Source organism: Tigheibacillus halophilus (assembly GCF_042683165.1).
GTDB lineage: Bacteria > Bacillota > Bacilli > Bacillales > Amphibacillaceae > Tigheibacillus > Tigheibacillus halophilus.
Map to the genome: position 1 here is coordinate 80,373 of NZ_JBHUIZ010000013.1, position 25,851 is coordinate 106,223.

25 protein-coding genes are annotated in these 25,851 nt (G+C 42.3%); 24 read left to right on the top strand and 1 reads right to left on the bottom strand.

Annotation, left to right across the window (positions count from 1 at the left end):
* Positions 1–23: 23 nt before the first annotated feature.
* From ACFSMW_RS13820 to yedF, 19 genes are all read left to right on the top strand, one after another.
* The gene (locus ACFSMW_RS13820; protein WP_390356809.1) at positions 24–950 is read left to right on the top strand and encodes an ABC transporter permease; all 927 of its coding nucleotides are present in this window, start codon (positions 24–26) and stop codon (positions 948–950) included.
* Positions 951–1,895, top strand: a complete 945-nt coding sequence (locus ACFSMW_RS13825; RefSeq protein ID WP_390356571.1) for an ABC transporter permease — start codon at positions 951–953, stop codon at positions 1,893–1,895.
* Positions 1,896–1,907: 12 nt separating this feature from the next.
* On the top strand, positions 1,908–2,942 hold the full coding sequence (locus ACFSMW_RS13830; protein WP_390356572.1) for an ABC transporter ATP-binding protein: 1,035 nt from the start codon (positions 1,908–1,910) through the stop codon (positions 2,940–2,942).
* Complete coding sequence (locus tag ACFSMW_RS13835; protein ID WP_390356574.1) at positions 2,923–3,879, top strand: ABC transporter ATP-binding protein; 957 nt, start codon at positions 2,923–2,925, stop codon at positions 3,877–3,879. Before ACFSMW_RS13830 ends, ACFSMW_RS13835 begins: the two co-directional genes overlap by 20 nt.
* A 52-nt stretch (positions 3,880–3,931) precedes the next feature.
* Positions 3,932–5,569, top strand: coding sequence for a peptide ABC transporter substrate-binding protein (locus ACFSMW_RS13840; RefSeq protein ID WP_390356576.1), 1,638 nt, complete (start codon positions 3,932–3,934; stop codon positions 5,567–5,569).
* 76 nt (positions 5,570–5,645) lie between these two features.
* The gene (locus tag ACFSMW_RS13845; protein ID WP_390356578.1) at positions 5,646–6,023 is read left to right on the top strand and encodes a DUF3899 domain-containing protein; all 378 of its coding nucleotides are present in this window, start codon (positions 5,646–5,648) and stop codon (positions 6,021–6,023) included.
* Positions 6,024–6,054: 31 nt separating this feature from the next.
* Positions 6,055–7,854 carry a S9 family peptidase gene (locus tag ACFSMW_RS13850; RefSeq protein ID WP_390356580.1) on the top strand — a complete coding sequence of 600 codons (1,800 nt, stop codon included), beginning with the start codon at positions 6,055–6,057 and terminating at the stop codon, positions 7,852–7,854.
* 207 nt (positions 7,855–8,061) lie between these two features.
* The gene (rbsK, locus tag ACFSMW_RS13855; RefSeq protein WP_390356582.1) at positions 8,062–8,973 is read left to right on the top strand and encodes a ribokinase; all 912 of its coding nucleotides are present in this window, start codon (positions 8,062–8,064) and stop codon (positions 8,971–8,973) included.
* Between the two features lie 307 nt (positions 8,974–9,280).
* On the top strand, positions 9,281–10,006 hold the full coding sequence (isdC, locus tag ACFSMW_RS13860) for a heme uptake protein IsdC (RefSeq protein ID WP_390356584.1): 726 nt from the start codon (positions 9,281–9,283) through the stop codon (positions 10,004–10,006).
* Positions 10,007–10,019: 13 nt separating this feature from the next.
* Positions 10,020–11,807: an NEAT domain-containing protein gene (locus ACFSMW_RS13865; RefSeq protein WP_390356586.1), complete on the top strand. Its 1,788-nt coding sequence runs from the start codon at positions 10,020–10,022 to the stop codon at positions 11,805–11,807.
* A gap of 71 nt (positions 11,808–11,878) precedes the next feature.
* Positions 11,879–12,808 (top strand): heme ABC transporter substrate-binding protein IsdE, encoded by a 930-nt coding sequence (gene isdE / locus ACFSMW_RS13870; RefSeq protein WP_390356588.1) that lies wholly within the window; start codon positions 11,879–11,881, stop codon positions 12,806–12,808.
* A gap of 2 nt (positions 12,809–12,810) precedes the next feature.
* A complete protein-coding gene (locus ACFSMW_RS13875) occupies positions 12,811–13,794 on the top strand; it encodes a FecCD family ABC transporter permease (RefSeq protein WP_390356590.1) in 984 nt (327 codons plus the stop codon).
* Positions 13,784–14,596 carry an ABC transporter ATP-binding protein gene (locus ACFSMW_RS13880; RefSeq protein ID WP_390356811.1) on the top strand — a complete coding sequence of 271 codons (813 nt, stop codon included), beginning with the start codon at positions 13,784–13,786 and terminating at the stop codon, positions 14,594–14,596. The genes ACFSMW_RS13875 and ACFSMW_RS13880 overlap by 11 nt, the downstream gene beginning before the upstream one ends.
* Positions 14,568–15,383, top strand: coding sequence for a class B sortase (gene srtB, locus ACFSMW_RS13885; RefSeq protein ID WP_417894594.1), 816 nt, complete (start codon positions 14,568–14,570; stop codon positions 15,381–15,383). Before ACFSMW_RS13880 ends, srtB begins: the two co-directional genes overlap by 29 nt.
* A gap of 39 nt (positions 15,384–15,422) precedes the next feature.
* Positions 15,423–15,746, top strand: a complete 324-nt coding sequence (locus tag ACFSMW_RS13890; protein ID WP_390356594.1) for an antibiotic biosynthesis monooxygenase — start codon at positions 15,423–15,425, stop codon at positions 15,744–15,746.
* 81 nt (positions 15,747–15,827) lie between these two features.
* Positions 15,828–16,979: an MFS transporter gene (locus tag ACFSMW_RS13895; protein ID WP_390356596.1), complete on the top strand. Its 1,152-nt coding sequence runs from the start codon at positions 15,828–15,830 to the stop codon at positions 16,977–16,979.
* A gap of 297 nt (positions 16,980–17,276) precedes the next feature.
* Positions 17,277–17,984, top strand: a complete 708-nt coding sequence (gene rpiA, locus ACFSMW_RS13900) for a ribose-5-phosphate isomerase RpiA (protein WP_390356598.1) — start codon at positions 17,277–17,279, stop codon at positions 17,982–17,984.
* A 265-nt stretch (positions 17,985–18,249) separates the two neighbouring features.
* The gene (gene yedE / locus ACFSMW_RS13905) at positions 18,250–19,458 is read left to right on the top strand and encodes a selenium metabolism membrane protein YedE/FdhT (protein WP_390356600.1); all 1,209 of its coding nucleotides are present in this window, start codon (positions 18,250–18,252) and stop codon (positions 19,456–19,458) included.
* Positions 19,448–19,693 (top strand): sulfurtransferase-like selenium metabolism protein YedF, encoded by a 246-nt coding sequence (gene yedF / locus ACFSMW_RS13910; RefSeq protein WP_390356602.1) that lies wholly within the window; start codon positions 19,448–19,450, stop codon positions 19,691–19,693. The genes yedE and yedF overlap by 11 nt, the downstream gene beginning before the upstream one ends.
* Before the next feature lie 97 nt (positions 19,694–19,790).
* Here the strand turns inward: yedF and ACFSMW_RS13915 are convergent, their stop codons facing one another.
* Positions 19,791–19,997, bottom strand: coding sequence for a hypothetical protein (locus ACFSMW_RS13915; protein ID WP_390356603.1), 207 nt, complete (start codon positions 19,995–19,997; stop codon positions 19,791–19,793).
* 116 nt (positions 19,998–20,113) lie between these two features.
* Between ACFSMW_RS13915 and ACFSMW_RS13920 the strand changes: the two genes are divergently transcribed.
* From ACFSMW_RS13920 to ACFSMW_RS13940, 5 genes are all read left to right on the top strand, one after another.
* Positions 20,114–20,869 (top strand): acyl-[acyl-carrier-protein] thioesterase, encoded by a 756-nt coding sequence (locus ACFSMW_RS13920; protein WP_390356605.1) that lies wholly within the window; start codon positions 20,114–20,116, stop codon positions 20,867–20,869.
* Between the two features lie 278 nt (positions 20,870–21,147).
* Positions 21,148–21,741 carry a TasA family protein gene (locus tag ACFSMW_RS13925; RefSeq protein WP_390356607.1) on the top strand — a complete coding sequence of 198 codons (594 nt, stop codon included), beginning with the start codon at positions 21,148–21,150 and terminating at the stop codon, positions 21,739–21,741.
* A gap of 143 nt (positions 21,742–21,884) precedes the next feature.
* Positions 21,885–22,913, top strand: a complete 1,029-nt coding sequence (locus ACFSMW_RS13930) for an aromatic acid exporter family protein (protein WP_465331930.1) — start codon at positions 21,885–21,887, stop codon at positions 22,911–22,913.
* Positions 22,914–23,229: 316 nt separating this feature from the next.
* Positions 23,230–24,426 (top strand): iron-containing alcohol dehydrogenase, encoded by a 1,197-nt coding sequence (locus tag ACFSMW_RS13935; protein ID WP_390356610.1) that lies wholly within the window; start codon positions 23,230–23,232, stop codon positions 24,424–24,426.
* Positions 24,427–24,452: 26 nt separating this feature from the next.
* A complete protein-coding gene (locus ACFSMW_RS13940) occupies positions 24,453–25,802 on the top strand; it encodes a GntP family permease (RefSeq protein ID WP_390356612.1) in 1,350 nt (449 codons plus the stop codon).
* Positions 25,803–25,851: the final 49 nt, after the last annotated feature.

Here is a 25,851-nt window from a genome sequence, read left to right on the forward strand (position 1 = left end):
GGAGAAGAGAGGTGCCTGTACATATGTATATCGTTAAACGTTTTATTACTATGCTGCTCACTATTTGGGTGATCGCTTCATTGACTTTTATCATTATGAAATTCATACCCGGAGATCCTTTTGCTTCTGATGCTGATGTATTACCGGAACATGTACTGGATAATATGCGTGCCAAGTATCATCTGGACGAGCCGATTCCAGTCCAGTATGTCCTGTACTTGAAAAGTTTGGTTATGTTTGATTTAGGGCCATCCATCCAATCGGAAACACGTTCCGTAAACAGTATTATCGCATCCGGATTTCCTGCTTCGGCGACGCTGGGAATTCAGGCAGTCATCATCGCACTGGTATTTGGTTTATTGCTGGGCATCATTGCCGCCTTATATCATAATCGTCTGCTAGATTACATATCCATGGTGATTGCTATTGTCGGTATTTCCGTACCCAGCTTTATATTAGCCCCATTGTTGATTAATTACTTTGCAGTGAAATGGGGGATGTTGCCGGTCGCATCGTGGGGGTCATTTCAGCATTCTGTCCTGCCTTCCCTTGCGCTTGCCACTACCCCGCTGGCCGTCATTGCACGATTTATGCGTTCCAGCATGATTGAAGTGATGAATCAGAATTATATGAAGACGGCCGATGCAAAAGGTTTATCATCTTTTAAAATCGTTTTTAACCACGGGATAAGAAACGCCATTCTACCCGTTGTTTCATTTATGGGACCGTTATTCGTTTCATTGATTACCGGTACCTTCGTAATCGAAAAGATCTTCGCTATTCCGGGGATTGGAAAGTACTTTGTTGATAGTATTTTCAACCGTGATTATCCAGTCATTATGGGAACGACCGTGTTTTTCAGTGTGATTTTAGTCGTCACCTTATTCTTGATTGATATCTCTTACCGTTTCATTGATCCGAGAATTAAGTTGACGAGCAAGGGGGATTAAATGTTGGAGAAGATAATGACTGATAATAGATTCAGACCTGTCGATAAGACAAAAATGCCGACCGAAATGATAGCACGACCGAGCCTAAGCGCTTGGAAAGAAGCATTACTCCATATTTTAAAAAACAAGCTGGCGTTGTTGGGGCTCATTCTGCTGACAGTGATCGTGTTACTTGCTTTGGTTGGACCACACATGCTTCCTTACAGTGCTTCAGAACAAAATTTGCTGAATGCGAATAAAGCTCCTTCAGCAAAACACTGGTTTGGTACGGATGATCTTGGACGTGACATGTGGAGCAGAACGTGGATGGGAGCAAGAGTATCATTGATTATTGGCTTTGCAGCCGCACTGATAGATTTGATTGTTGGTGTTGCTGTTGGCGGTGTTGCAGGATATATGGCCGGAAGAGGAAAGACTGGCGACAGGGTCGATGATATCCTTATGCGGATTGTCGAAGTGCTATATGCCATTCCATACTTATTAGTGGTCATTTTGCTCATGGTCATCATGGAGCCAGGTATCGCCACGATTGTACTTGCACTATCGATTACCGGGTGGGTTGGCATGGCAAGGATTATACGCGGCCAGATACTCCAATTAAAGTCGCAGGAGTATGTCCTCGCAGCACAGAAATTGGGAACATCACACTGGAAAATCATTTATCGCCATTTATTGCCGAATACAATGGGAATCATCATTGTTAACTTAACATTTACCATTCCGACGGCCATATTCGCCGAAGCATTCCTCAGTTTTCTTGGCCTTGGTGTACAAGCACCGAATGCCAGCTGGGGAACGATGGCCAATGATGCTTTAGGTGTTATTTTGAGCGGACAATGGTGGCGGCTGTTCTTCCCTGGGTTAATGATTTCACTGACGATGTTTGCGTTTAATGCCTTTGGAGACGGCTTACAGGATGCGCTAGATCCACAAGGTCGAAAATAGGAGGTGTGATTTGTGGAACATTTATTGAAGGTAGATCAGTTAAAAGTGAATTTTAAAACATACGGGGGAGAAGTCAAAGCCGTAAGGGATGTATCTTTTCATGTTGATCAAGGAGAAATCGTCGCGATTGTTGGAGAGAGCGGCAGCGGCAAAAGCGTTACAGTCCAGTCGATCATGGGGCTTATACCGACGCCTCCTGGCATGATAAAGGGAGGGAGCATTCATTTTGAAGGAAAAAACCTTCTCGCTCTATCGAAACGCCAAATGCGAAAAATCAAGGGAAGTAAAATCGGCATGATTTTTCAAGATCCGATGACCTCTCTGAATCCAACGATGAAAGTTGGTAAACAAATCGCAGAAGCACTTATCACACATCGGCATCTATCCAAAGCGGACGCGAAAAACAAAGCGGTAGAGATGCTGAAACTGGTGGGGATCCCAAATCCGGAAGGGAGATCTGAGCAGTATCCACATGAGTACAGTGGAGGCATGCGTCAAAGGGCGATGATTGCCATTGCGCTTGCATGCAGCCCGGACCTGCTCATCGCGGACGAACCAACTACAGCACTGGATGTTACCATTCAAGCGCAGGTTCTGGAAGTGATGAAGGAATTACAGAAGGAAATGAATACAGCCATCATTCTGATCACACATGATCTTGGCGTCGTTGCGGAAACGGCTCAGCGGGTGCTTGTCATGTATGGCGGTGTCGTGGTAGAGAGTGCACCCGTCATGGATTTATTCGATAATCCGCGCCATCCCTACACGTGGGGGCTGCTCCAATCCATTCCAGACACGGATACATCTGAAAAAAGCCGGCTTGTTCCAATTACAGGGTCTCCGCCGGATTTGTTTTCACCGCCAAAAGGATGCCCCTTTGCACCGCGATGCAAGTATGCAATGGATATCTGCCTGGAGGAAATGCCCGGTGACTATGATATTTCCGATGACCATACAGCGAAGTGCTGGCTGAATGATGAAAGGGCACCGCAGCTGGAAGAGTTCGCAAGGTTAGGAGAGACAGAAAATGCAGGAAAACTTGGTTGAGGTCAAAGCACTTAAAAAATATTTTCAGCAGGGAAAAGATGTGACAGTTAAATCTGTAGATAATATTTCTTTTACCATTAGAAATGGAGAAACGTTTGGTCTGGTCGGTGAAAGCGGCAGCGGTAAATCCACGCTTGGAAAAACAATCGTTGGACTGCACCATGCCAGTGATGGCGAGATTATTTACAATGGAAGGAAAGTGGCAGAACTTAATAAGGAAGAACAAAAAGCTGCCAATAAAGAAATGCAAATCATTTTTCAGGATCCGCATGCCTCTTTGAATCCAAGGATGCGTGTAGGGGACATTATCGCTGAAGGGATTGATGCTTATAAATTATTGAAAGGCAAACAGCGTGAGCGTCGCATTTATGAATTACTGGAGCGCGTCGGGTTGCGCCCGGAGCATGCGAAGCGATATCCGCATGAATTCAGCGGAGGACAGAGACAGCGTATTGGTATCGCCCGCGCACTTGCTGTCGAACCTAAATTTATCGTAGCAGACGAACCGATATCCGCACTGGATGTTTCCATTCAGGCACAAGTAGTTAATTTAATGGAAGATTTGGCAAAAACAGAGGGACTCACCTATTTATTTATTGCACATGATCTCGGCATGGTGAAACATATCAGTGATCGAATCGGTGTCATGTATTTAGGGAAAATGATGGAACTAAGTGAAAGCGATGATATGTTTGAAAATCCGTTGCATCCCTATACACAGGCTTTGCTGTCCGCCATTCCTAAAACCAATCCGAGAATGGCCAAAAGAGAGCGGATTATGCTGCAAGGGGACCCGCCAAGTCCTACGAATCCTCCTAGCGGCTGCCGTTTTCGCACAAGATGTCCGTTAGCAATGGAAGTTTGTGCCAAAGTGGAACCGATGTTTAAAGAAGTAGAGCCAAATCATTGGACTGCCTGTCATCTATATGAAGCATAAAAATAAAAGAATAAAAGAATGAAACGGATAAGACAACAAGGGAGTGGGATTCATGAAGAAGTGGTTTATCGTATTCATAACCATACTAATCGTATCAGCAGCACTAGCTGGCTGCTATGGCGGCGGTGACGCTGACCAAGGCGGTGCTAGTGACAAGGGCAATGGGGACAGCAAAAATGTAAAGCAGGAGATCACAGTCAACGCGATGACAGAACCACCTGCTATTGACCCTGCAATGGCAACAGATACGACATCAGGCTGGGTACTGGATCATATTTTTGAAGGGTTATACACACGGGATAAAGATGGGGAACCGGTATTGGGCGCAGCTGAGAAAGCTGACGTATCTGATGATGGAAAAACGTATACGTTTAAGCTGCGTGAGGATGCTAAATGGTCTGATGGTTCACCAGTTACTGCGGAAGATTTCGAATATGCATGGAAACGTGTGCTAAATCCTGATACAGGAAGCGCTTTTGCCTTCTATTTGTATTATATTAAAGGGGCGGAGGACTATAATAAAGGGAAGGGCTCTGCCGATAAAGTCGGAATTAAAGCATTGGACAAGCAGACTTTTCAAGTAGAGTTAAATGCACCGATAGGATATTTTGACAGTTTGCTAACGTTGTGGACATTCTATCCGGTTCAGAAATCACTTGTCGAGAATAATAAGAATTGGGCAGCCGAAGCGGACGATTATGTTAGTAACGGGCCTTTCAAAATGACAGAATGGAAGCATGACAGCAAGGTGGTTATAGAGAAGAACGATGAATACTATGATAAAAAGGCCGTCAGCTTGAAAAAAGTCACCTTTAAACTAGTCAATGAGGCGACGACATACTATCAAATGTTTAAAACAGGAGATTTGGACCTGATCATGACACTTCCGTCCGATGTAATCCAGTCGGAGAAAGACAGCAAGGAATATAAAGAAGTTCCATATTATGGCACATACATGTATATGTTCAATGTGGAAAAAGAACCATTCACAAACAAAAAAGTGCGCCAAGCATTTGCAATGGGAATTGATCGAGATGCTTTAACAAAAAATGTCACAATGGGCGGCGAGACACCAGCATATAGCATGGTTCCATCCGGAGTGAAAACGCCGAAGGGTGATTTCCGTAAAGAAGGCGGAGAATACTTTAAAGAAGATGCTGAAGAAGCCAAAAAATTATTAAAAGAAGGCATGAAAGAAGAAGGTTGGGACAAGCTCCCACAGGTAACGTTGACTTACAACACTTCGGAAGAGCATAAGAAAATTGCTGAGGCAGTGCAAGAAATGCTGAAGAAAAATCTGGATGTTGATGTGAAGTTGAACAACCAGGAGTGGGGAACATACTTGGATACGACCAAGCAGCATAACTATCAAATGGCTCGAATGGGCTGGATCGGTGTCTTTGTAGATCCGGTAGTCAATCTTGATTACTACCTTGGTGACAGTCCGAACAACCGGACAGGCTGGGTCGATAAGAAATTTGATGATTTAATGGAAAAATCAAAGGTGGAGCAAGACCAGGATAAGCGATATGAATTGCTGCATCAAGCTGAAGAGCGTTTGATGGATGAAATGCCATTCATGCCAGTCTACTTCTATATGAACAATTATTTGACCAACACAGATTTTAAAGATATCGCGTATTACGTCAACCGTTATCCATATTTGAAATGGGCAAAAAAAACAAACTAAGCTTTTGAATATGTCCGGGATAGATAAAGCTTCTGAAGGGGCTTTGTCTATTCCGTTTCATGAGGGAGTGTCCAACGTGAAAAAATTCATCTTCATGCATACGGTGATCATGGGAATTTGGGCTTGCTGCATCATATTTTTACATCTGCAGCTGATTGATTGGATCAATTTTTCCTTCTTGTGCGGGTTGGCAGCAACCCTTTTTGCTGTATGCATCTACATATGGAAGTCCAAGTTTTTGCATCTGTTTACAGATGGTTTTCGATCGTTAGGAAGTTTCTTTATGCCAATCAACAGATCGCGTGCATTACATAGAGCAAACGAGCAAATAAAACAAGATGAAAAGTTTCAGCATTTCAAAGAATTGTTGGCGCAAAGATTATTCATATTGTTAACTAGTGTAGCATCAGCCTCTATTTTGATATCCATATCAGGCATATTCTTATATTACTAGAAAAATATTATAATCCCAAAGGAGTCTTGCAATGGTTAAACAGAACGAGAGTGAAAAACTATTATCTTATTTAGAAGTACATGGTGCATACGAACCTAAGATTCTTCCGAAGCAAAATGCCTTTACATTTTTAGCCCAGCGCGGGGGAGTTCCGCAATTATTCAAATGGGACGGCGTTCACAGCAAAATAGAAGCATTAAAGGATTTTCATGATCGTGTGCTGTCGGTACACCACTCCCCATCAGGAAAAAAAATGGTGGTAGGCGTCGATAATCATGGAGATGAAAGGCAACAATTATACTTGATTAATCAGGATGGGGACATAGAAGAATTGGTCATCTCCAAAAAGCATTTCCATCGTTTTGGCGGTTGGTCCTCCGATGAGAAAAAAATTGTGTTTTCCAGTAATCGCAGACATCCGGGATATTTTGATTTGTATGTAGCCGATGTTACTACCAAATCGGTTACGAAGTTGCTGGATATCGATAAAAATTGCGCGCCAATTTGTTGGATAAATGACGACCGCCAACTGCTTCTCAGCATCCCCAAGACAAATATTGACAATGATCTATTTGTCTATGACTTAACGATGAAAAAATTGACTTGTCTAACTGGAGCATTTGAGCGTTCTGCAAGATACCAATCCGCCCAGGTGACAGCCGATGGGGGCATGATGTACGTATTGACAGATATTGGACAAGATACACTTGGCATTTTTCAAAAGAACCTTCGAAAAGATGGTCCATTCCAGAGGCTTATGACAGATGCTTCATGCGACATCGAGGAAATAAAGCTGGCTCCTGACGAAAAATCAATTGCTTTCACAGTGAATAAGGGTGGTGTTTCCACGTTAGGATGCTTTCATTTGGAAAATCAGCAAACCAATGAAATAACGGATGTTCCCAAAGGAGTATATCGTTCAATTGCATGGCTGAATGCCGAGGAATTAATTATTGCTGTGAAGGGAGCTGCGGTCCCCGGGGATATTTGGAAGGTTGATATAAGTAACGCGAAAAGTGAGCGTCTCACATTTGTTGGAGAAAATAAAATGCTTGAAAAAGAGTGGGTAGAGCCTGCACTTTGTACCTACCAATCTTTTGATGGCTTAACAGTCCCATATTTCCTTTATCAGCAAGGAGAAGCAAAAGCTGCAGTGGTCTATGTACACGGTGGACCTGAATCCCAGATTCGCAGTGAATACAATCCGGTAATCCAATATTTAGCGGCAAACGGTTTTGCGGTAGTTGCACCGAACGTTCGCGGCAGCATGGGGTACGGAAGAGAATACGTGCAGCTGGATGATGTGCGTAAACGCATGGATTCGGTAGCGGATTTAAATTGGTTGGCAAAGGATCTCATTGAAACACATCACATTGACCCGGGAAAGATTGGAATCATGGGGAGAAGCTATGGAGGGTTCATGGTTCTGGCAGCAATGACACATTACCCGGATGTATGGTCGGCAGGTGTCGACATTGTGGGAATTTCCCATTTCCGGACCTTCTTGGAAAATACAGGAGAATGGCGCAGGAAGCTGCGTGAATTCGAATATGGTTCTTTAGAAAAAGATGCAACCTTTTTTGAAAAAATCGCTCCGCTAAACCATACAGATAATATATCAGCCCCGTTAATGATGTTTCACGGAAGAAACGACACAAGGGTACCTGTTACAGAAGCGGAGCAATTAAATAAAGATTTGAAGGAAAAGGGAAAAGAGACAGAACTGTTCATATTCGAAAATGAAGGGCATCAAACAGAGCGTTTGGAGAATCATATTTTCATGAATACAAAAATTGTAACGTTCATGAATGAGCACTTAAAAGGGGAATGATGGGGATGCCTTGTGTAGTGTTTCAGTGAAAGTAGGGCCAGGGGAACCGGTAGTTGTCTTCTGGCCCTTTTATCAATGGGAAATGGCAAAAATCGTACCGATAATGAAGATTTCACGATGCTAATAAACAAACGTATTTGAAATATATCTTATTTTCATAGATGCTAGTATAAGAGGTAATTTCTTTTTTCAGGAGGCTTAGTAATCATGGACATTGCAGTGATAGGTTCGAATATGGTCGACCTCATTACATATGTGGATAGCATGCCAAAGGAAGGTGAAACATTGGAAGCTTCATCTTTTGAAATGGGGTGCGGCGGCAAAGGTGCCAACCAAGCAGTAGCCGCAGCAAAAATGGGTTCTGAAGTGTTGATGTTGAGCAAGGTTGGTGCGGATATGTTTGGCGACAATACGATCGCCAATTTTAAGAAATACGAAATCGATACAACATATGTAGAAAAGGTAAATGGCATTGCCAGCGGTGTAGCACCGATTTTTGTCGATCATGATTCGAACAATCGCATTCTCATTGTGAAAGGTGCAAATCAGCATCTGTTGCCAGCCGATATCGATCGGGCGGCTTCTAAGATCAAACAATGCAAATTGATGGTATTGCAACTGGAGATTTCATTGGAGACAGTGTATCATGCAATTGATTTCGGCAGGCAGCACGGGATACCAGTGGTGTTGAACCCCGCTCCTGCAACAAAAGATCTTGACTTCAAATCAGTGTGCAAATGTGATTTTTTCATCCCAAATGAGTCGGAATTGGAGATTTTAACTGGCATGCCGGTGACTACAAAAGAAGAAGTAAGGGAAGCGTCATTATTTTTAGTGAAAAAGGGCGTTAAGCAGGTGATTGTCACAATGGGACGCCAAGGTGTCTTGTGGGCTAGTGAAAGCACAGTGGGTCATGTAGAGGCCCACGATGTTGGCGCAGTAGATACAACTGGGGCAGGTGATGCTTTCATTGGTTGTTTTGCACACGAATACGTGCAAACAGGAAACCTCAAAGAATCCATTAAGCAGGCTTCAGCCTATGCAGCTTGGAGTGTCACGAAAAGGGGAACCCAAACATCCTATCCGAATCGCTTGGACTTTATGAATTGGAAAATATAGCGTCGTTGATCAAAAAGCTTGTATGGAAGAGAAGGTGTTCCTAGCCTTCTCTTTTTATAATATTCCAGGATCTATCTCCAGAATTTTCTCTGGGTATATGTCATTTTTTTTATAAAGATATTTTTAAAAATTATTTGACAAATAGCAATAACCTGCTAAGATAGTGGTTAGATGCGAATGATAATCATTATCAATTAGTTGTCAAATACTGTAAGTGCAATAAGGAAGGGGGAGTAAGGTTATTTTTTTTAAACGCAATTGAGAATGATTATTATTATCATTTAAAATATTTTTAGGAGGGCATGAAGTGAAAAAAACACTTTTTGTCATATTTATTTGCTTACTAGCCTTTTTGGCCGCATCGCAAGCTGTATTGGCAGATAAACGTTTGGAGGATGGGACATATCGGATTAACTACAACGTCTACACAGCAGACAACAGCTCTGTTTCAATTGCTAACGACTATTTTGATAAGCCCGTCACACTCCAGGTGAAAGACGGAAAAATCACAGCACAAATGTCGTTAAATCATAGCAGTTGGATTACAGATTTAAAGGTGCAATATAATGGCAGTTTTGTAGACGCACAAAGTATACAATCTGATTCAAAAGCAAATACACGCATGGTGCAGTATAATCTCAATCCTGACCAATTGTCACAGCCGGTGGAAGCAAAGATACATGTATACATACCTGCTGAAGAATTCCCCGGTGGCGGCGTATATGATAATAACTATACGATCAACTTGCATTTTGACAGCAATAGTTTAGAAGCAATCAATACAAGCGGTGACAATAACACGCAGGAAGGTGATAGAGAAAAAGCACCAAGTAAGTCTGGTGAGAAAAAGGTGGAACAGCAGACTTCTGCTGACAAGCTGGATGGAGCAGCGACAAAAAATACTGGTACAGAGAACGGGAAAGTTTCAAACCCGCCAACCGCTGACAAGAGCATGCTTATCCCAATGGGGATCGTTATGGTACTATCTCTCGTTTCCATCATTGCGCTAAGAATGAAGAAAGTGAATTCCTAAAGGGGGCAAACCGATGAAAAAGGTATTTTTATCGTGTGTAATCGCACTTATGATGTTTTATATGGTATCACCTGCTCTAGGTGTTAGTGCGGCAATAGAAAATGAATTGCAAGATGGGGAATATGAAATCGGTTTAACTGTTTTGGAGGATGGTAAAGGTAATCCATCTGTAATGGATGGTTATACGCAAAAGCCTGTAAAACTGTTTGTAAAAGGCGGCAACTACAAAGCGCATATCACATTCACACATAGTTCCTGGATCAAGGAATTTTCCGTTGAAAACAATGGCACCTTCGGAGATTCGTCCATTGTTTCAACAGATGATACAAACAACACTAGGGTCGTAGAAATCCCTGTGGAAACACTGACTGGAAAAATAAATGCTAAAACCCATGTTTATATTCCACCGGAAGAGTTTCCTGGGGGTGGCACATACGATAATCACTACACAATTCAATTGCAGTTTGATATAAGCAGCCTGAAAGTAATAAGTCTTGACGAGCAAGCAGAAGAAACCGAAGAAGACATCCCGGATGACGACCAGGGGGCACCTGAAGAAGAAGTGGAGACCCCAGGTGATGACCAGGGGGCGCCTGAGGAAGAAGTGGAAACCCCAGGTGAAGATCAAACCATTTCCCTTGAAAACGGCACCTATTCGATGGACCTGGAAGCTTGGCATAATGAGGAAGATAAACTCTCCTCCATGGATAAGTATCTCGCAAAACCAGTGCAATTAGACGTTGATGGAAATCGAAGGCTGATTACTTTAACAATCAAAAATCAATCCCAAATGAAAAGCTTCCAAGTTGAACAAAATGGGGCGTTTATTGATGCAAAAGTACTTGGTACAGATGAGGAAGCAGATACCAGAACCGTACAATTTGCCTACCCTGAACTATCAAAGCCGCTGCAGGCAAAAGTTGGTGTCCAAGTAGGCAGTTATGGAAATACTTATGATTTGCGCCTTGTAGCGAAAACAGATTCTATACAAAAGATAACAGACGAAGAGGAGCCAGCAGATCCTGAGCCAGAAACCCCAGATGAAGAGGTGAAACAGCCGGATGACCCGGAACTGCAAAAACCGAATCCGGAAACGCCGCCGGTATCCGATAAGGAATTGCAGGATGGCAGGTATCATATCGACGTAAAAGTGTTGAAAGATGGCACGAATGAGATTTCCGTTATGCAGGATTACATCGTATCGCCAGCTGAATTGGATGTAAAAGATGGAAATAGCCAAATACTTTTGACATTGAAAAACAGTTCATGGATCACCATGCTGCAAGTTATGCAGGAAGGCGAATACAAAGATGTGAAAGTTGAGAAAATGAACGCTAAGCAAGATACAAGTGTTGTCTCATTCTTTGTAGAAGATTTATCTAAAAAATTGGATGGGAAAGTCAAAGTAGATATAGACGCATTGAACTACCATAATAAGTACAATGTACAGTTCCAATTTGATAAGGACAGTATTCGCAAACTGGGTGAGAAGCCGGACAATCAAAATAACAATGGCAAGCTTCCTATTCAAAAAAATGATCCAAACAGCAATCATCAGGGGAAAAACGGAAATAGCAATGACATCAATAAAACCGATGACGATGACAACAATTTGAACTATGATCGGAATGGTGATCAGCTGAAACCAAAGCAAACCAATAATAACCAATTGGGATCAACGAATCGTGGTGCAGGGACAAATCCACAAACGGGTGATCTGTCCGGCATCGGCGTCTATATTTTACTAATGGCAGCTTCCATGATTGTCGTTATTCGTAAATGGCGTGCAGGAACTTTTTAATGGCTTGTATTCAGATATGCAATAGTTTGCATATCTGAATACTTCCTTATTTTGTAAGGGAGTTGCAGGATATGAAACAGTATAGAAGAATATTAATATCTTTTTGTGTGATGATCCTGGCTGCATTCATGACAGGATGCGCTTCGAATTCTGAAACCGCTCCAGCTGCGAAGGAGAATCCCAAAAAAGAAACTGATTCATCCCCCCAACGCATTGTCGCATTATCTGTAGCGGTTGCGGAAATTTTCGATGCACTGGATCTTGACTTAGTTGGAATACCAACCAGCTACAAACAATTGCCAAATCGATACAAAGATGCAAAAGAGTTGGGCAACGCTAAAAACCCGGATTTGGAATTGATGCAATCCTTAAAACCTACGGAAGTGCTATCGCTTACTACGCTCGAATATGATGTCAAACCATTGTTGGATAAAGGGAAGTTCCAAAGTTATTTTGTTGATTTAACTAGTCTGGAAGCGATGATGGAGGAAATCACTCACTTCGGTGAAAAATATGACCGCAAAGAGCAGGCTGCTAAGGTCAATCAGCGTTTTAAGGATAAATTGCAGGAAATCCAAGGAAAAACAGCCGGAAAAGACTCACCTTATGTGCTGATTTTATTAGGAATACCTGGCAGTTACCTTGTTGCAACAGAAAAATCTTACATAGGAGATCTCGTTAAACGTGTTGGTGGAAAAAATGTGGCAAATGGTTTCCTGAAATCAGATAGCAAGGAAGAGTTTCTGGCTTCCAATTCGGAAGCACTGTACCAATCGGATCCAGATATCATTTTACGTTTGGCACATGGGATGCCTGATGAGGTAGTTGCCATGTTTAATAAGGAATTTAAAGACAATGATATTTGGAAGCATTTTACCGCGGTGAAGGAAGGAAAGGTATATGACTTGGAAGAAATATTGTTCCCAACTACCGGTACGATACGTGCGGATGAAGCATTAGAGCATTTATTTCAGCTTCTATATAAAGGAAAAGATGAATGAATATGGGTAAAAAAATGATCAGCTTTATCGCAGTAATCCTATTGCTGTTTGTCTCAATGGTGTATGCATTACGTTCTGGCAGCTTGCATATTGGAATATTCGATCTGACAACCGGATTGCTAAATGGGGGAAATGAAGATGTTGCAGCAATAAAGGATTTGCGTTTTCCCCGCATTTTGATCGCAACGATGGCTGGTGCTTGTTTATCTGTATCGGGGGCTTTATTGCAAGCGGTTATGCGTAACCCACTGGCTGAAGCCGGGATTATCGGTATCGCAGCTGGAGCAAACTTCTTACAAACATTGGTGATCAGCTTGTTTCCGATGGTGTTTTTCTTTGGTCCACTTTTTTCTTTTATTGGTGGTGGAATTGCATGGCTCATCGTGGCTACGTTGGCTTGGCAGTCAGGTTACAGACCGTTGCGCCTGATTTTGGTTGGTGTAGCGGTTCATGCCATCTTCACCGCATTGAATGAATCACTTCCATTTTTAGGTGGCATCACCGGGGTACAATTTAACGCGGCTACAACTTCTACCTTTACACAACAGACCTGGGGAAATGTGGAAGTGATGGTGATTTATGGCGCTATCGGACTGCTGTTATCTTTTTTCGTTATCTCTTGGTGCAATTTACTTTCAATGGAGGATAGAACGGCAATGAATTTGGGAATGAACGTAACGCTGGCCAGGATTATCGTGTCCGTAATCGCAGTTTTTCTAGCATCTGTATCTACATCGGTTGCAGGTGTCATTTCCTTTATCGGCTTACTTGTGCCGCATATCGGGCGTGCCCTCGTTGGTTCGGATTATAAACTGCTTATACCGTTTTCCGCATTGTTCGGTGCATGGTTATTATTGCTTGCGGACACCTTGGGAAGAACAATGCTTGCACCAATGGAAATTCCTGCCTCGGTGTTGATGGTATTTATTGGCGGTCCATTTCTCATCATTATGCTAAGAAGGAGTGAGCAAGTTGCTGGAAATTAAAGATGTCAGTTTTTCCTACGACCGTAAAAATGATCAAATCAAACATATTAGCACGACTATTCAAGCAGGGAAAATTACGACCATCATTGGACCAAATGGAAGCGGAAAATCAACCTTGCTTAGCTTATTAGCAAAAAATGAGCGTGTTGGGGCTGGCCAAATTTTACTACACTGCAAAAATATCATGCAGTATTCTTATAAGCGTTATGCGCAACATGTCGCAGTAGTGCACCAGTATAATCAGGGACCGGGAGATTTAACGGTTGAAAAGCTCGTTGCTTATGGCCGTCTGCCATATCGTACGGTGTTAAAAAATCAGCAAATAAAAGATGAAAAAAAAATTATCTGGGCTTTGGCATGTACCAATTTGACAGAAAAACGCAATTTGCCTATTTCTACATTATCCGGTGGAGAAAAACAACGCGCTTGGATCGCGATGGCATTGGCTCAGGATACACCATATCTATTTTTGGATGAACCGACGACGTTTTTGGATTTGTACTATCAATACGATATTTTAAACCTGTTGGCGAAATTGAACAAAACGTTTGGTCTAACGATAGTCATGGTATTACATGATATCAATCAAGCCATTCAGTACAGTGATTATCTGATGGTAATGCAAAAAGGAGTTGTTGCCTATGAAGGTACACCGGCATCGGTAATCACATCATCGATGCTGGAGGAAGTTTATCATATTCAAGCGACAATCAAACAAGATACTGCACATGGATTGTACATGTTGCCAACAGGAACCCTGTCAAATGGCAGACATGAGGTGCAGCAGCATGAGAAAGTATAAGAAAAAAAACAGTATCATACAACGATTACTGACCATCATAAGTATCGCCGTATTTCTATATGCTTCTTACCATGTTGGCAGCACTTTATGGCAATATTATCACAACCGGCAGATATTGGCAGAAGCGCAAGAAGTCTATGACAAAGCCAAGCAAATGAATAAGAAACAACATCCTTCCCCTGCAGAAGCATCGATTGCCCAGACGAAAACGGCCAAGCAGGAAAAAAGGGCATCATTTGATCCACTACAACAATTGAACACGGATATTGTCGGCTGGATCGAAATGGAAGGAACAATGATTAATTATCCCATCTTGCAAGCAGATGACAATACCTTCTATTTATACCGAAATTATAAAAAGCAAGATTCTATTGCCGGCAGCATTTTTCTGGATTATCGTAATGACATAAGCGAAACAAACCGCAATTGGATTGTATATGGTCATCGCATGAAGGATGGCTCGATGTTCGGGCAACTGAAAAAGTGGCTGAATGATGACTTTTTCAAGCGAAACCATGAAATTTACTTGGATACATTATATGATAGCTATGATGCGGAGATATTTTCCGTTTATCAAACGTCCACAGATTTTTATTACATCGAAACAGACTTTGATAATGAAGCGTCATTTCAAAATTATATTGATGAGATTGAGAAAAAATCACTTTTTCATTCAGACACGGAAGTGACTGCAGAAGATAGTATTATCACCTTATCGACTTGTGACTACGGTGTTGATCCTGATAAGGGGCGTCTCGTCGTTCATGCTAAATTGAAAAAAAGATAACAATGCGTGACAAATAATATATACAAAGGGGAGAGCAGCATGTATGTTGTGACAAATGTTATTTCAGTGAAAAAAGGGTATGCCAATGAATTGATAGCGTTATTTGAAACAAGAAAAGGAATTGAGGAATACCCAGGATTTATCCGTTTTGAATTATTAATCGCAGAGCGTATCCCAGGCCATGATGAAGTGCATGTGCATACGACTTGGGATTCGAAGGAGGACTTTCAAGGCTGGTTAAGAAGTGACTGGTTCACTAAAGCACATAGCAAAATGGGAGGATACGATTACATCATTGGAAATAAAGTATTATATTATGAAATGGCAATGCAAGTGAAAAGGAAGACCGCTGAAACAGCTTGATTAGCAATACAGACAGCTTTGTAGAACACAGCACTCATGTGACAGGAAGCTGTAATCCAGATGACATGAAAGAGGTGTACGATGGTTTATTTCATTTATTTTCTAATTATAGTCACTTTTGTTGACACGTTTTCCCAGTTGCCGATCATGAGCCCCTTTGCACAGGGGCTGGGGGCTTCTGCGATATTGATTGGAATTATTATTGGTATGTATTCCTTTACAAATATAGCAGGAAACATGATTTCCGGCTATTATATCGATAGAAAAGGTGTAAAAGGTATTTTAAGCATTGGTTTGGTTCTGACTGGCATTGTTTTGATTATGTATGCCTATGTGTCGACACCGGGGCAATTGCTTATTGTCCGCTTTTTCCACGGTTTAACGGGCGGGCTGCTTGTACCGGCAGCATTCACATATTTAGCCAACAATGACTCAGGTGAGAAAAAGGGGAAAGTCATGGCACTATCAGGTGCAGGCGTCGGGTTGGCATCGATTATCGGTCCGGCTTACGGTGGTATTATCAGCTCTAAATTCGGTCCGGGATATGTGTTTACTTCCATTGGTATTTTAATGATTGTCACGGCGGTTTTTGCTTTTTTCATTTTACCGGAAAAGAAAGTTGTGGCAGAGAAAAAGCAATCAACTGCCGCCAAAGGGGTAATATGGGAATTATGTAGACGTCCGGGCTTGGTGTTAAGTTATGTGGGCGCATTTTCTTTAATGTTCTCCCAAGGCATTATCGCTTACGCCTTGCCACTTCGAGTTGAGGGGCTTGGATTCGACAGCAGTTTAAGCGGCATATTGATGAGTACATTTGCGATTACTAGTACGCTAATCTTTATTTTGCCGACGAATCGGCTGTATGATCGTTTTTCATTTGCCTTGACCATGATGGCAGGATTGCTGATTCTTAGTATGGCATTGATCATGCTGGAGTTTGCCACCATGCAAGGGTTATTGTATGTGATCATGTGTTTTTATGGTGTTGGTTTTGCGCTGATATTCCCTTCGATGACGGCTTTGGTGGCAAGCAATGCAGATGCTTCAGAACGCGGCAAAGCATATGGTCTGTTTTATGGTTTTTTCTCACTGGGCGTTGTCGCAGGAGCGTTCGTATCCGGATTGTTTTCAGAAACGCCCTTCGGTGTATTTACCGTCGGGGCAGTATGTTTAGTGCTCGGTGTATCGGGTTTATGGTTATACAATCGTACGTCAGCACAAAAAGCAGCTTGAAACATTATGTACACAAGGCAGGGACTTTCTCGTTCATTTGCGAGAAGGGGCCTGTCTTTTTAGTGCTAGCCACTTCGGTATGATTGATAGCATGGCAGTGGTTTGACTCGTTTGTTTCATTGTTATAACATAGGGCACCCTTCTTAATAAAGGAACAGAGTGCAGCAGCATAAAGCCAACAATATATTGAGCAGCTGACGGCAGCGCGGTACACGTCTTGATCTATGCTACAATAAGATTAAATAATTAATGATACCTTTCAATGAAACATATCTATAAAAAAGAGGTGCGCATAAAATGAATCAATCAAAAAAAGCAGCAGGAGAGAAAGCAGTGGATTACATCAAATCCGGAATGACGGTTGGATTAGGTTCAGGAAGCACTGTATATTATATGTTGCAGAAACTTGGCAGACAGGTCAGGCAAGGGCTGGACATCAAAGGTGTATCGACTTCTACACAAACTTCAGCGTGGGCAAAAGAGTTCGGAATTCCACTGACAGATCTTACTGATGGTGTGGAAATAGATATAGCAATTGATGGTGCTGATGAGATTGACCCCGAATGTCGATTGATCAAGGGCGGGGGCGGCTGCTTAGTGCGTGAAAAAATAGTGGGTTTTTATGCAAAAAGGTTTATTGTCATTGCAGGCAGTTCAAAAATGGTAGATAAGCTTGGAAGCTTTCCGCTTCCTGTCGAAATTCTTCCATTTGGACATGAGATAACAGCCGGCTATATTCAAGCACTTGGGGCTAAAACTAGTCTGCGAAGGCAGGGAAATGGCCAACCATTCATTTCCGATAATGGTAATTATATTTATGATTGTGATTTTGGATTACTGGAAAATCCCCATGATTTAAATCGGTCATTACATGGCGTTGTCGGTGTCGTAGAAACAGGCTTATTTTTAGACATGGCCCATATCGTAATTATTGGGGAAGGAAGGGACACGAAAGTGATGAAGACTGTGAAAAGCGATCATTCGACCAAATCGTGTAAGCGTTAATCAAAACTGCAAGCAGTTCATCGGACAGAGGAAGTGCAGATTTTCAATCCCATGAGGGGGAAGATGATTGAATTGGTTTCAGGCTGATCAACCATGTGTAATAGCGGAAATGCCAGCACCGCGTAATTGTAAATGCAATACATATTTCTCTATGATGGCATGTGCATGCAACCCGACCAAGACGAACGTAAAAAATATTGAAAAACCATGACAATCTGGTAAAATATATAAGTTAACTAATTAACTATATGAGGAGTCTTTTTATATGAAAGCAATAGTGCAATCTGTCTTTCAACGTTATTGGAGCCCCTATGTCGCATTGCTGCTTGCCGGCATTTTAAGTGCAGTGTATTTTGGACTCACCTCTACGGTTTGGGCAGTGACAGGGGAGTTTACCAGACTTGGCGGACATGTACTGCAATGGTTTGGCGTTGACATTTCAAGCTGGACTTACTTTGATATGGTGCATATGAAGGGTACTACCTGGACACGACCGGATGGCTGGATTGTTTGGGGGATGTTTATTGGTGCACTGGTCATGGTGTTGCTGAGCAATAATTTTAAAATCCGTTTTCCACGCCAGAAGCGTCGTTACGTACAGGGGCTTGTCGGTGGTATTATCGCCGGGTTTGGGGCAAGACTTGCGCTGGGTTGCAATTTGGCTGCATTTTTCACAGGTGTGCCGCAGTTTTCCATCCACTCATGGATTTTCATCGTAGCTACAGGGATTGGCACATACCTTGGTGCAAAAGTGACAAAAACGCCCTGGTGGAAAGGTAAGCCGGCACTTAGTCGTGGATCAAGTGCCCCGTCAAAAATGAAGAAATATGTCATCCAGCCTTATGTTGGCGGAGCTATTGCCATTGCATATGCTGCTTTGATCATCTATTTCTTTACTACAGGAAAAACGCTGCTGGGACTAGGGGCACTGTTCGGTGCTTTCTTCGGAATATTGATTGAACGCGGTCAAATTTGTTTCACATCTGCTTTTCGTGATTTGTGGCTGGTTGGACGAAGCGTGATGGCGAAGGCGATTATTGCCGGCATGGCAATAAGCTCAGCGATCACTGTGATTGTTATAGGCGTTTACGGGATGGTGCCGATTACACAAATTGCCGCACCAAGTACATTGCTCGGTGGAATTTTATTCGGCCTGGGGATCGTCATGGCTTCCAGCTGTGAAACAGGGATGATGTACCGTCTCATGGAAGGACAGGTACTGTATATATCTGTCTTTGCCGGAAATATAATTGGTGCGACGTTCCTGGCTTTCGCTTGGGATCACTTGGGAATATATCATGTACTAGTCAAAAGTGGTGCGAAATTCAACCTGCTTGAATCTATCGGACCAATTGGCGCGATTATTGCCACATTGATCATGCTTGCTGTGTTATACGCGCTGACTGTGGCATGGGAAAAGCACTATCACCATAAAATGACAATGGAAAAAGGAGTGAAGCGACATGCAGGCTAAAGAGATGAAAAAAGCCGATTTCACGTTGGATTTGCGGGGTGAATCCTGTCCATATCCAGTCATGTATACGTTAGAAGCACTGGAAGGGATGCGGGAGGGAGAGTTACTGCAAGTAATTACGGACTGCCCGTCTTCTTTTCGCAACGTGCCTGAAGAAGCCGTCAAGCATGGATATACATTTGCGAAGGATCCAGTGAAGAACGGGCAAGAATATTTATTTTATATTTATGCGTAAAACTCAAGCCGGTACCGGGCAGCTTTTTCCTTATCCTGGTTACCGGCATTTTTCTTGAAATAATCGTCCTGCTGCAGGGTGCAGTGTCAGTCTGTTTTTAATTCTTTTCGTGCTTCGGGTCCCTATCAGTAGACGAGTCTTCTTGCGACTTCGTTTTGTTTTTCTCTTGTTTCATCGCTATATTCAACTCTTCCACAGGAAAATCATCATTGAACTTCTGGTCCTCTTGCTTATTAAGTTTTCTTTCTGTTTTCTTATCAGGCGCTGTTTTCCAAATTGCAGATCTCGAATTTTGTTCTGTCATTGCTATCTCCTCCAGTACGTTTCTCATATCCTCTTTTTTCTGACTGTAAACATCGGTTGAAGGCATGACGGATATATGTGTTAAAATGAATTTGGTAATGAATAGGAGTGAGTCAATTGAAATCCGATATCTTGCACAAAAAAGAATATCATGTGGATTGGGGAGACATTGATTTAAACAAAGAATTGAAACTGAGTACGCTTTTCAGCTGCTTTCAGGATGTTGCAAGTGAAGCCTCGGAAAAATTAGGTTTTGGCATCGAAAGTCTGGACAGAGAATATGGCGTGGCATGGGTACTGATGAAAATACGAGTGGATCTCCTCAAAAATCCGAAAGTCGGCGACACTATTTCGATTGAAACATGGCCGCTTGAACCGGGGAAAATAGATTATGGAAGAGATTATATCGTCAGAAACCAACAAGGCGAGGTTATGATCAGGGCAATTTCCTCTTGGGTGTTAATGGATCTTCGGCAACGAAAAATCTCAAGAAAAGGGACCGTTCCAATACAATACCCAGCTAGCTTGAAGGAAAGAGCGATTGATGAAAAACTGAAGAAATTGAAAGCGGAAGGTCCTCTCGATGAATCTTATCGGAAAATGATCGGTTACAGTGATATCGACTTTAATGGCCATCTGAATAATTCAAAATATGTAGATTATATTTTGGACTGTTTTTCCGTTTCAGAGCATCGAAATTATCGCATCCAATCCATTGAAGTACATTTTACGAATGAAGCTTTACCAGATGAAACCATAGTACTTCAAACAGACACTTCGGCATCAGAGCAGAGCAAACTCTATATCGAAGGGTTCAACCTCGACACAAATAAAACTGTTTTCAAGTCTAAATTGATCATTGAAAAAAGATGAACTGCCAGTCGCTGCAGCAATAAAGCTGTTTGGCGGCTGTTTTTTTATAAAATTCTAAGCTTCCTCCAGCTGAAATTGGCGATTGCAATAAATATGATTGACGAAGGACAAGAACCGTGTTATGGTGATGTTGTTCTTCATTGAGAACATACTTTGAATATGAACTTTAGATAAGAATGAATAGAACAGCAGGCCAGAAAGGTCAGCAATTGAAAGGGGGATATAGAAGAAGTGTGGTGAGGAATAAAAAAGTGAACATAAACATTGGGGGATATGAGATGGGGTTGAAGAAAAAGTTAGGGACAAGCATTGCTGCTGCAGTATTGGGAGTTTCATTAATTGGGGGAGGGACTTTTGCATATTTTAGTTCTGCAGAAACATCCAATAATACGTTAGCTGCAGGGACGTTGGATGTAGTATTGGATAAACCGGTAATTATTGAAATAGATAATTTGAAACCAGGCGATTGGATGGACCGTACATTTAAACTGGAAAATATTGGATCACTGGATATGTCTAAAGTACTGTTATTGACTGATTATACGCAGTCAGGGGTCAAAGGCGATGAAGATATTGGCAAACACATACAAGTCAATTTCCTGAAAAATTTTGATAAAGAAACAGGTTTTAATGATAATGTGATCTATCATGAGACATTGTATAACTTGAAAAATGCTAGTCCGGATACGGTTCAGGGTTATTCGAGTAAAATTTTTAAGACAGAAGATGGATTAGCAGCCGGAGAAATCAATAATCTCTACGTACAATTTGAGTTTGTCGATAATGAAGAAGACCAAAATGCCTTTCAAGATGCTACTTTACAGCTGAAGTGGACGTTTGATGCAAAACAAACAGAAGGAGAAAGCAAGTAAGGTATCCAAAAAAAGTCAGTTATCCGAAAGTGCGTCGCATATACGACGCCTTTTTTCATGAGGACGAAGGAACAGATTTCGGTTGCAAATAGATGTTAAGAGTGGAAAAATAAAGAATAGTTGATGTGATGGAGGCGTTTAAAGTGCAACGGGTACATATCGTTGGCAGTCGGGTAATCAAAACGGGAATCGCGGTTTTTCTGACCGCTTGGATTTGCGAATTATTGCATTGGCCGCCTGTATTTGCAGTTATTACGGCGATTGTTACAATTGAGCCAACTGCTGCGGATTCGATCAAAAAGGGAATCATCCGTTTTCCGGCATCTGCTATCGGGTCAGCTTATGCGGTCATTTTTATCTCTTTGTTCGGCAGTACACCGCTAACATACATGCTGGCTGCTGTGCTTACTATTGCAACCTGCTTCAAACTGAAGCTGCATGCTGGACTGCTCGTTGCCACATTGACGGCTGTTGCTATGGTGGAAGTCATTCATAGCAATTATTTCCTTGCTTTTTTGATCCGTCTTGGAACGACAACAACTGGTTTGCTTGTATCAACTATGGTGAATATGTTTATCCTGCCACCTGATTATATGAAAGAAATCTCCCAGCAAGCGGATAAAAATTGTAAAAGCACTGCTAATACCATCTCACATGTTTTTCAATACATATTACGACAAGGTGAGAATGTGCAAGTAGACATACAGGATATAGAAAATCTGAATCAAAAACTGAGACAGACAGAAACATTGATCCAATTTGAAAAAGATGAAGTGCGCTTTCATCCTTTACTTGGTACGAAAAAGACTGTGTTTACAGATGTGGAGAAACGATTGCACCATTTGCGTCTTATTCACTACCATCTGGAGAATCTAGTTAACACACCAATACGGAAGCTCTCCTGGAACGAACAAGAACGCCGGATTGTATTGAAGGCAGCAGAAGGATTGGCAGTAAGCATTGCTAACCCTGACAGCTATCATGCTGCCAGGCACCAAACACAGTTGGAAAGGCTGACAAAACTTTTTTGGGAGGATAATGAAGAAATCACGAGGGGCTATGAAAACTATCCAACTCAATTCCCGCCTGAGCTAATCATTCTATATGAATTATTAGCTATTTATCATCAGGTTACCAGGCTGTTTGAGAATGGACAGAACTTCCCGGATTGACAATATTTGCCTAAATGTTAATGGTTGTAAAGTTTTTTACTTTGTAAGCAAAAGCTGTGAAACACCTTGTTTTTTCGTTTCTCAGTTTTTGCAGGAAAATTATTTACTGCAACGGCATTCGCTATCATCTTGGCGTATGCCGCGTTTTTAATGTTGCCTGTCAAGTGTAAAATACACTGTCTAATCGGTGTCTGCATTTTCTGTACAACCTGATCTGTTTTATCCACTTTACGGTATGTGGAAATCGGACATATCCCTCTTTCATATTGGCATGCTTTTTGCAATATACATAGGTAAATATAAAGGGGTGGATATAATGAAAGGACATGCTGTTTTACGTATGCCGAAAACGATTCATTATGGCTCAAGGGCTTTTGAAGAAGTAGGGGTGGAGGCAGCGCTCAGAGGGAAAAGAGCACTTATCATCAGTGACGGAGTAATGAACAAACTAGGGAATGTAAGCGTTCTCCAAAAATATTTAACAAACGAGAGGCTGTCCCATGTTGTATACCTTGGCGTCGTTTCTGAACCTACGGATGTATATGTTGCGGAGGCATTGGCATTGTTTAGACAGGAAAAATGTGATGTGATTATTTCAATTGGGGGAGGCAGCTGCATTGACACCGCTAAGGCAGTTTCCGTACTTGCAACTAATGGTGGCTATATCGGTGACTATATGGGAGGAAATAAATTAGCTGAGACTGAACCGATTGCACATATAGCTATTCCAACTACTGCGGGGACTGGCTCAGAGGCCACGGATGCGACAGTGATCACGAATACCGTCAATGACGTGAAAATGATGATCAAACAGCCGGCTTTTATGCCAGCCGTAGCAATGGTGGATCCATTGCTTTCGATGTCTTCGCCGCAGCATGTAACTGCAGCTACAGGGGTAGATGCATTGAGCCATGCAATTGAAGCTTACATTTCCAAACTTGCACACCCGTTAACGGATATGATGGCACTTTCTGCGATGAAGAGGATAACAGAAAATATCATTCCGGCTTTTGCAGATGGAGCGGACATAGCTGCCAGAGAAGCAATGGCTTTGGGGTCTTTACAGGCAGGAATCGCTTTTTCAAATGCTTCCGTCTGTCTTGTTCATGGTATGTCCCGCCCGATTGGTGCCTTATTTCACGTCCCGCATGGCTACTCGAATGCCATGCTTTTACCGGCTGTACTGGATTTCAGCAAGGAAACTGCAATTGAAAGATTGGCAGATCTGGGAAATATCTTTTCCAGGAATGAACGGGAAATGGCCAATGAAGAAGCTGCTGGACTGGCAGTTTCCTCAGTAAATGAGCTTTGTATGAAATTAGAAATTCCAAATTTGCGTGAATGGGGAATTGACAGAACGGAATTCGAGAATGCCATTGGCAAAATGGCGAAAGATGCGGTTGCAAGCGGCAGCCCTGCAAACAATCCAAGAGTCCCGGCCCATGAAGAAATCGAGGAACTTTATCGTGTTTGCTATGACTATGCTTATACCTCTGAAAGTAAAATAAAATAATTGCAGGGTACAAGGGGGAAGGATTCATGAATGTCATCGGACTGCTTGGTTTGCTAGTCTCACTGGTGCTGCTGATTTTCTTAACAATGAGAGGGATCAATATTATCATCGCAGCATTGATCAGTTCAGTAGTCATTGCTGTTACAAGCGGCTTGAATCTTGGTACGGCATTGATGGAAAATTATATGACAGGATTTACCGGTTATTTTGCTTCATGGTTTCTTGTTTTCCTGCTTGGAGCGATATTTGGGAATTTCATGCAGGAAACCAAGTCTGCAGAGAGTATTGCCAATTGGATTAAACACAAATTAGGTACTAAGCGGGCGGTGTTTGCTGTAGTAGCAGCTTCGGCCATTATGACATATGGCGGGGTCAGCATGTTCGTTGTCGGCTTCGCTGTCTATCCGATTGCTGTATCATTATTCAGGGCAGCAAATCTGCCACACCGTTTCATTCCGGCTGCACTTGTGTTCGGCTCAATTTCCTTTACAATGACTTCTCCGGGATCACCGGAAATCCAAAATATCATACCGACAGAATTTTTTGGGACCAAACCGACAGCAGGAGGGATAATTGGTGTATTCAGCGCACTTTTGATTATGGTTGTTGGCGGTCTGTGGCTTGGGCGGATGGTACGTAAAGCGGTAGAAAAGGGGGAAACCTTTTCGCTGCCATATGTTTCAAAAGCTGAGCATGAAACAGCTTCTGCAGTGGCCGCGGAAAAACAAGGGGAGCCGGGGGTAACCGGACAGAGCAATTTGCCTAACATTGTTCTGTCTGTCATACCTTTGGTTATTGTAATTGTATGTTTAAACGTTCTGTCCAATTACATGAAACCGACAGCAGCACTATTAGTTGCTTTATCTTTGGGTATTCTTGCTATATGTTTGCTGTTGTTCAAGTATTTAAAAGTTTTTTGGGAGACGCTTGCCAAGGGCGCACAAAATTCACTGGTGGCTATCGCCAATACTTGTGCCGTAGTTGGTTTCGGGAGTGTCGCAGCACAAGCGTCTGCCTTTGATAATATAGTGAATGCATTAGTAAACATTCCGGGTCCGCCATTGTTAGGATTGGCGATAGGGGTAACGCTTGTTTGTGGTATTACAGGATCAGCCTCAGGAGGGTTGGGAATTGCGTTGCCAATTTTAGCACCGATTTATTTAAGCCAGGGCGTGGACCCTGGGGCTATGCACAGGATCTCTTCTCTCGCATCGGGCGGCATTGACTCGCTTCCGCATAATGGCTATGTTGTTACGACAGTCCGGGCGATTTGCGGAGAATCACATAAGCGAGCTTATAATCCGATATTCGCGCTAAGTGTAGCTGTACCGACAGCAGTCCTGTTTTTAGCCGTCGTTTTATATGCCATATTTTAATCATGACATTGTATAAACTGGAAAGAGGGTGAGACAAAACCCTGGGAAA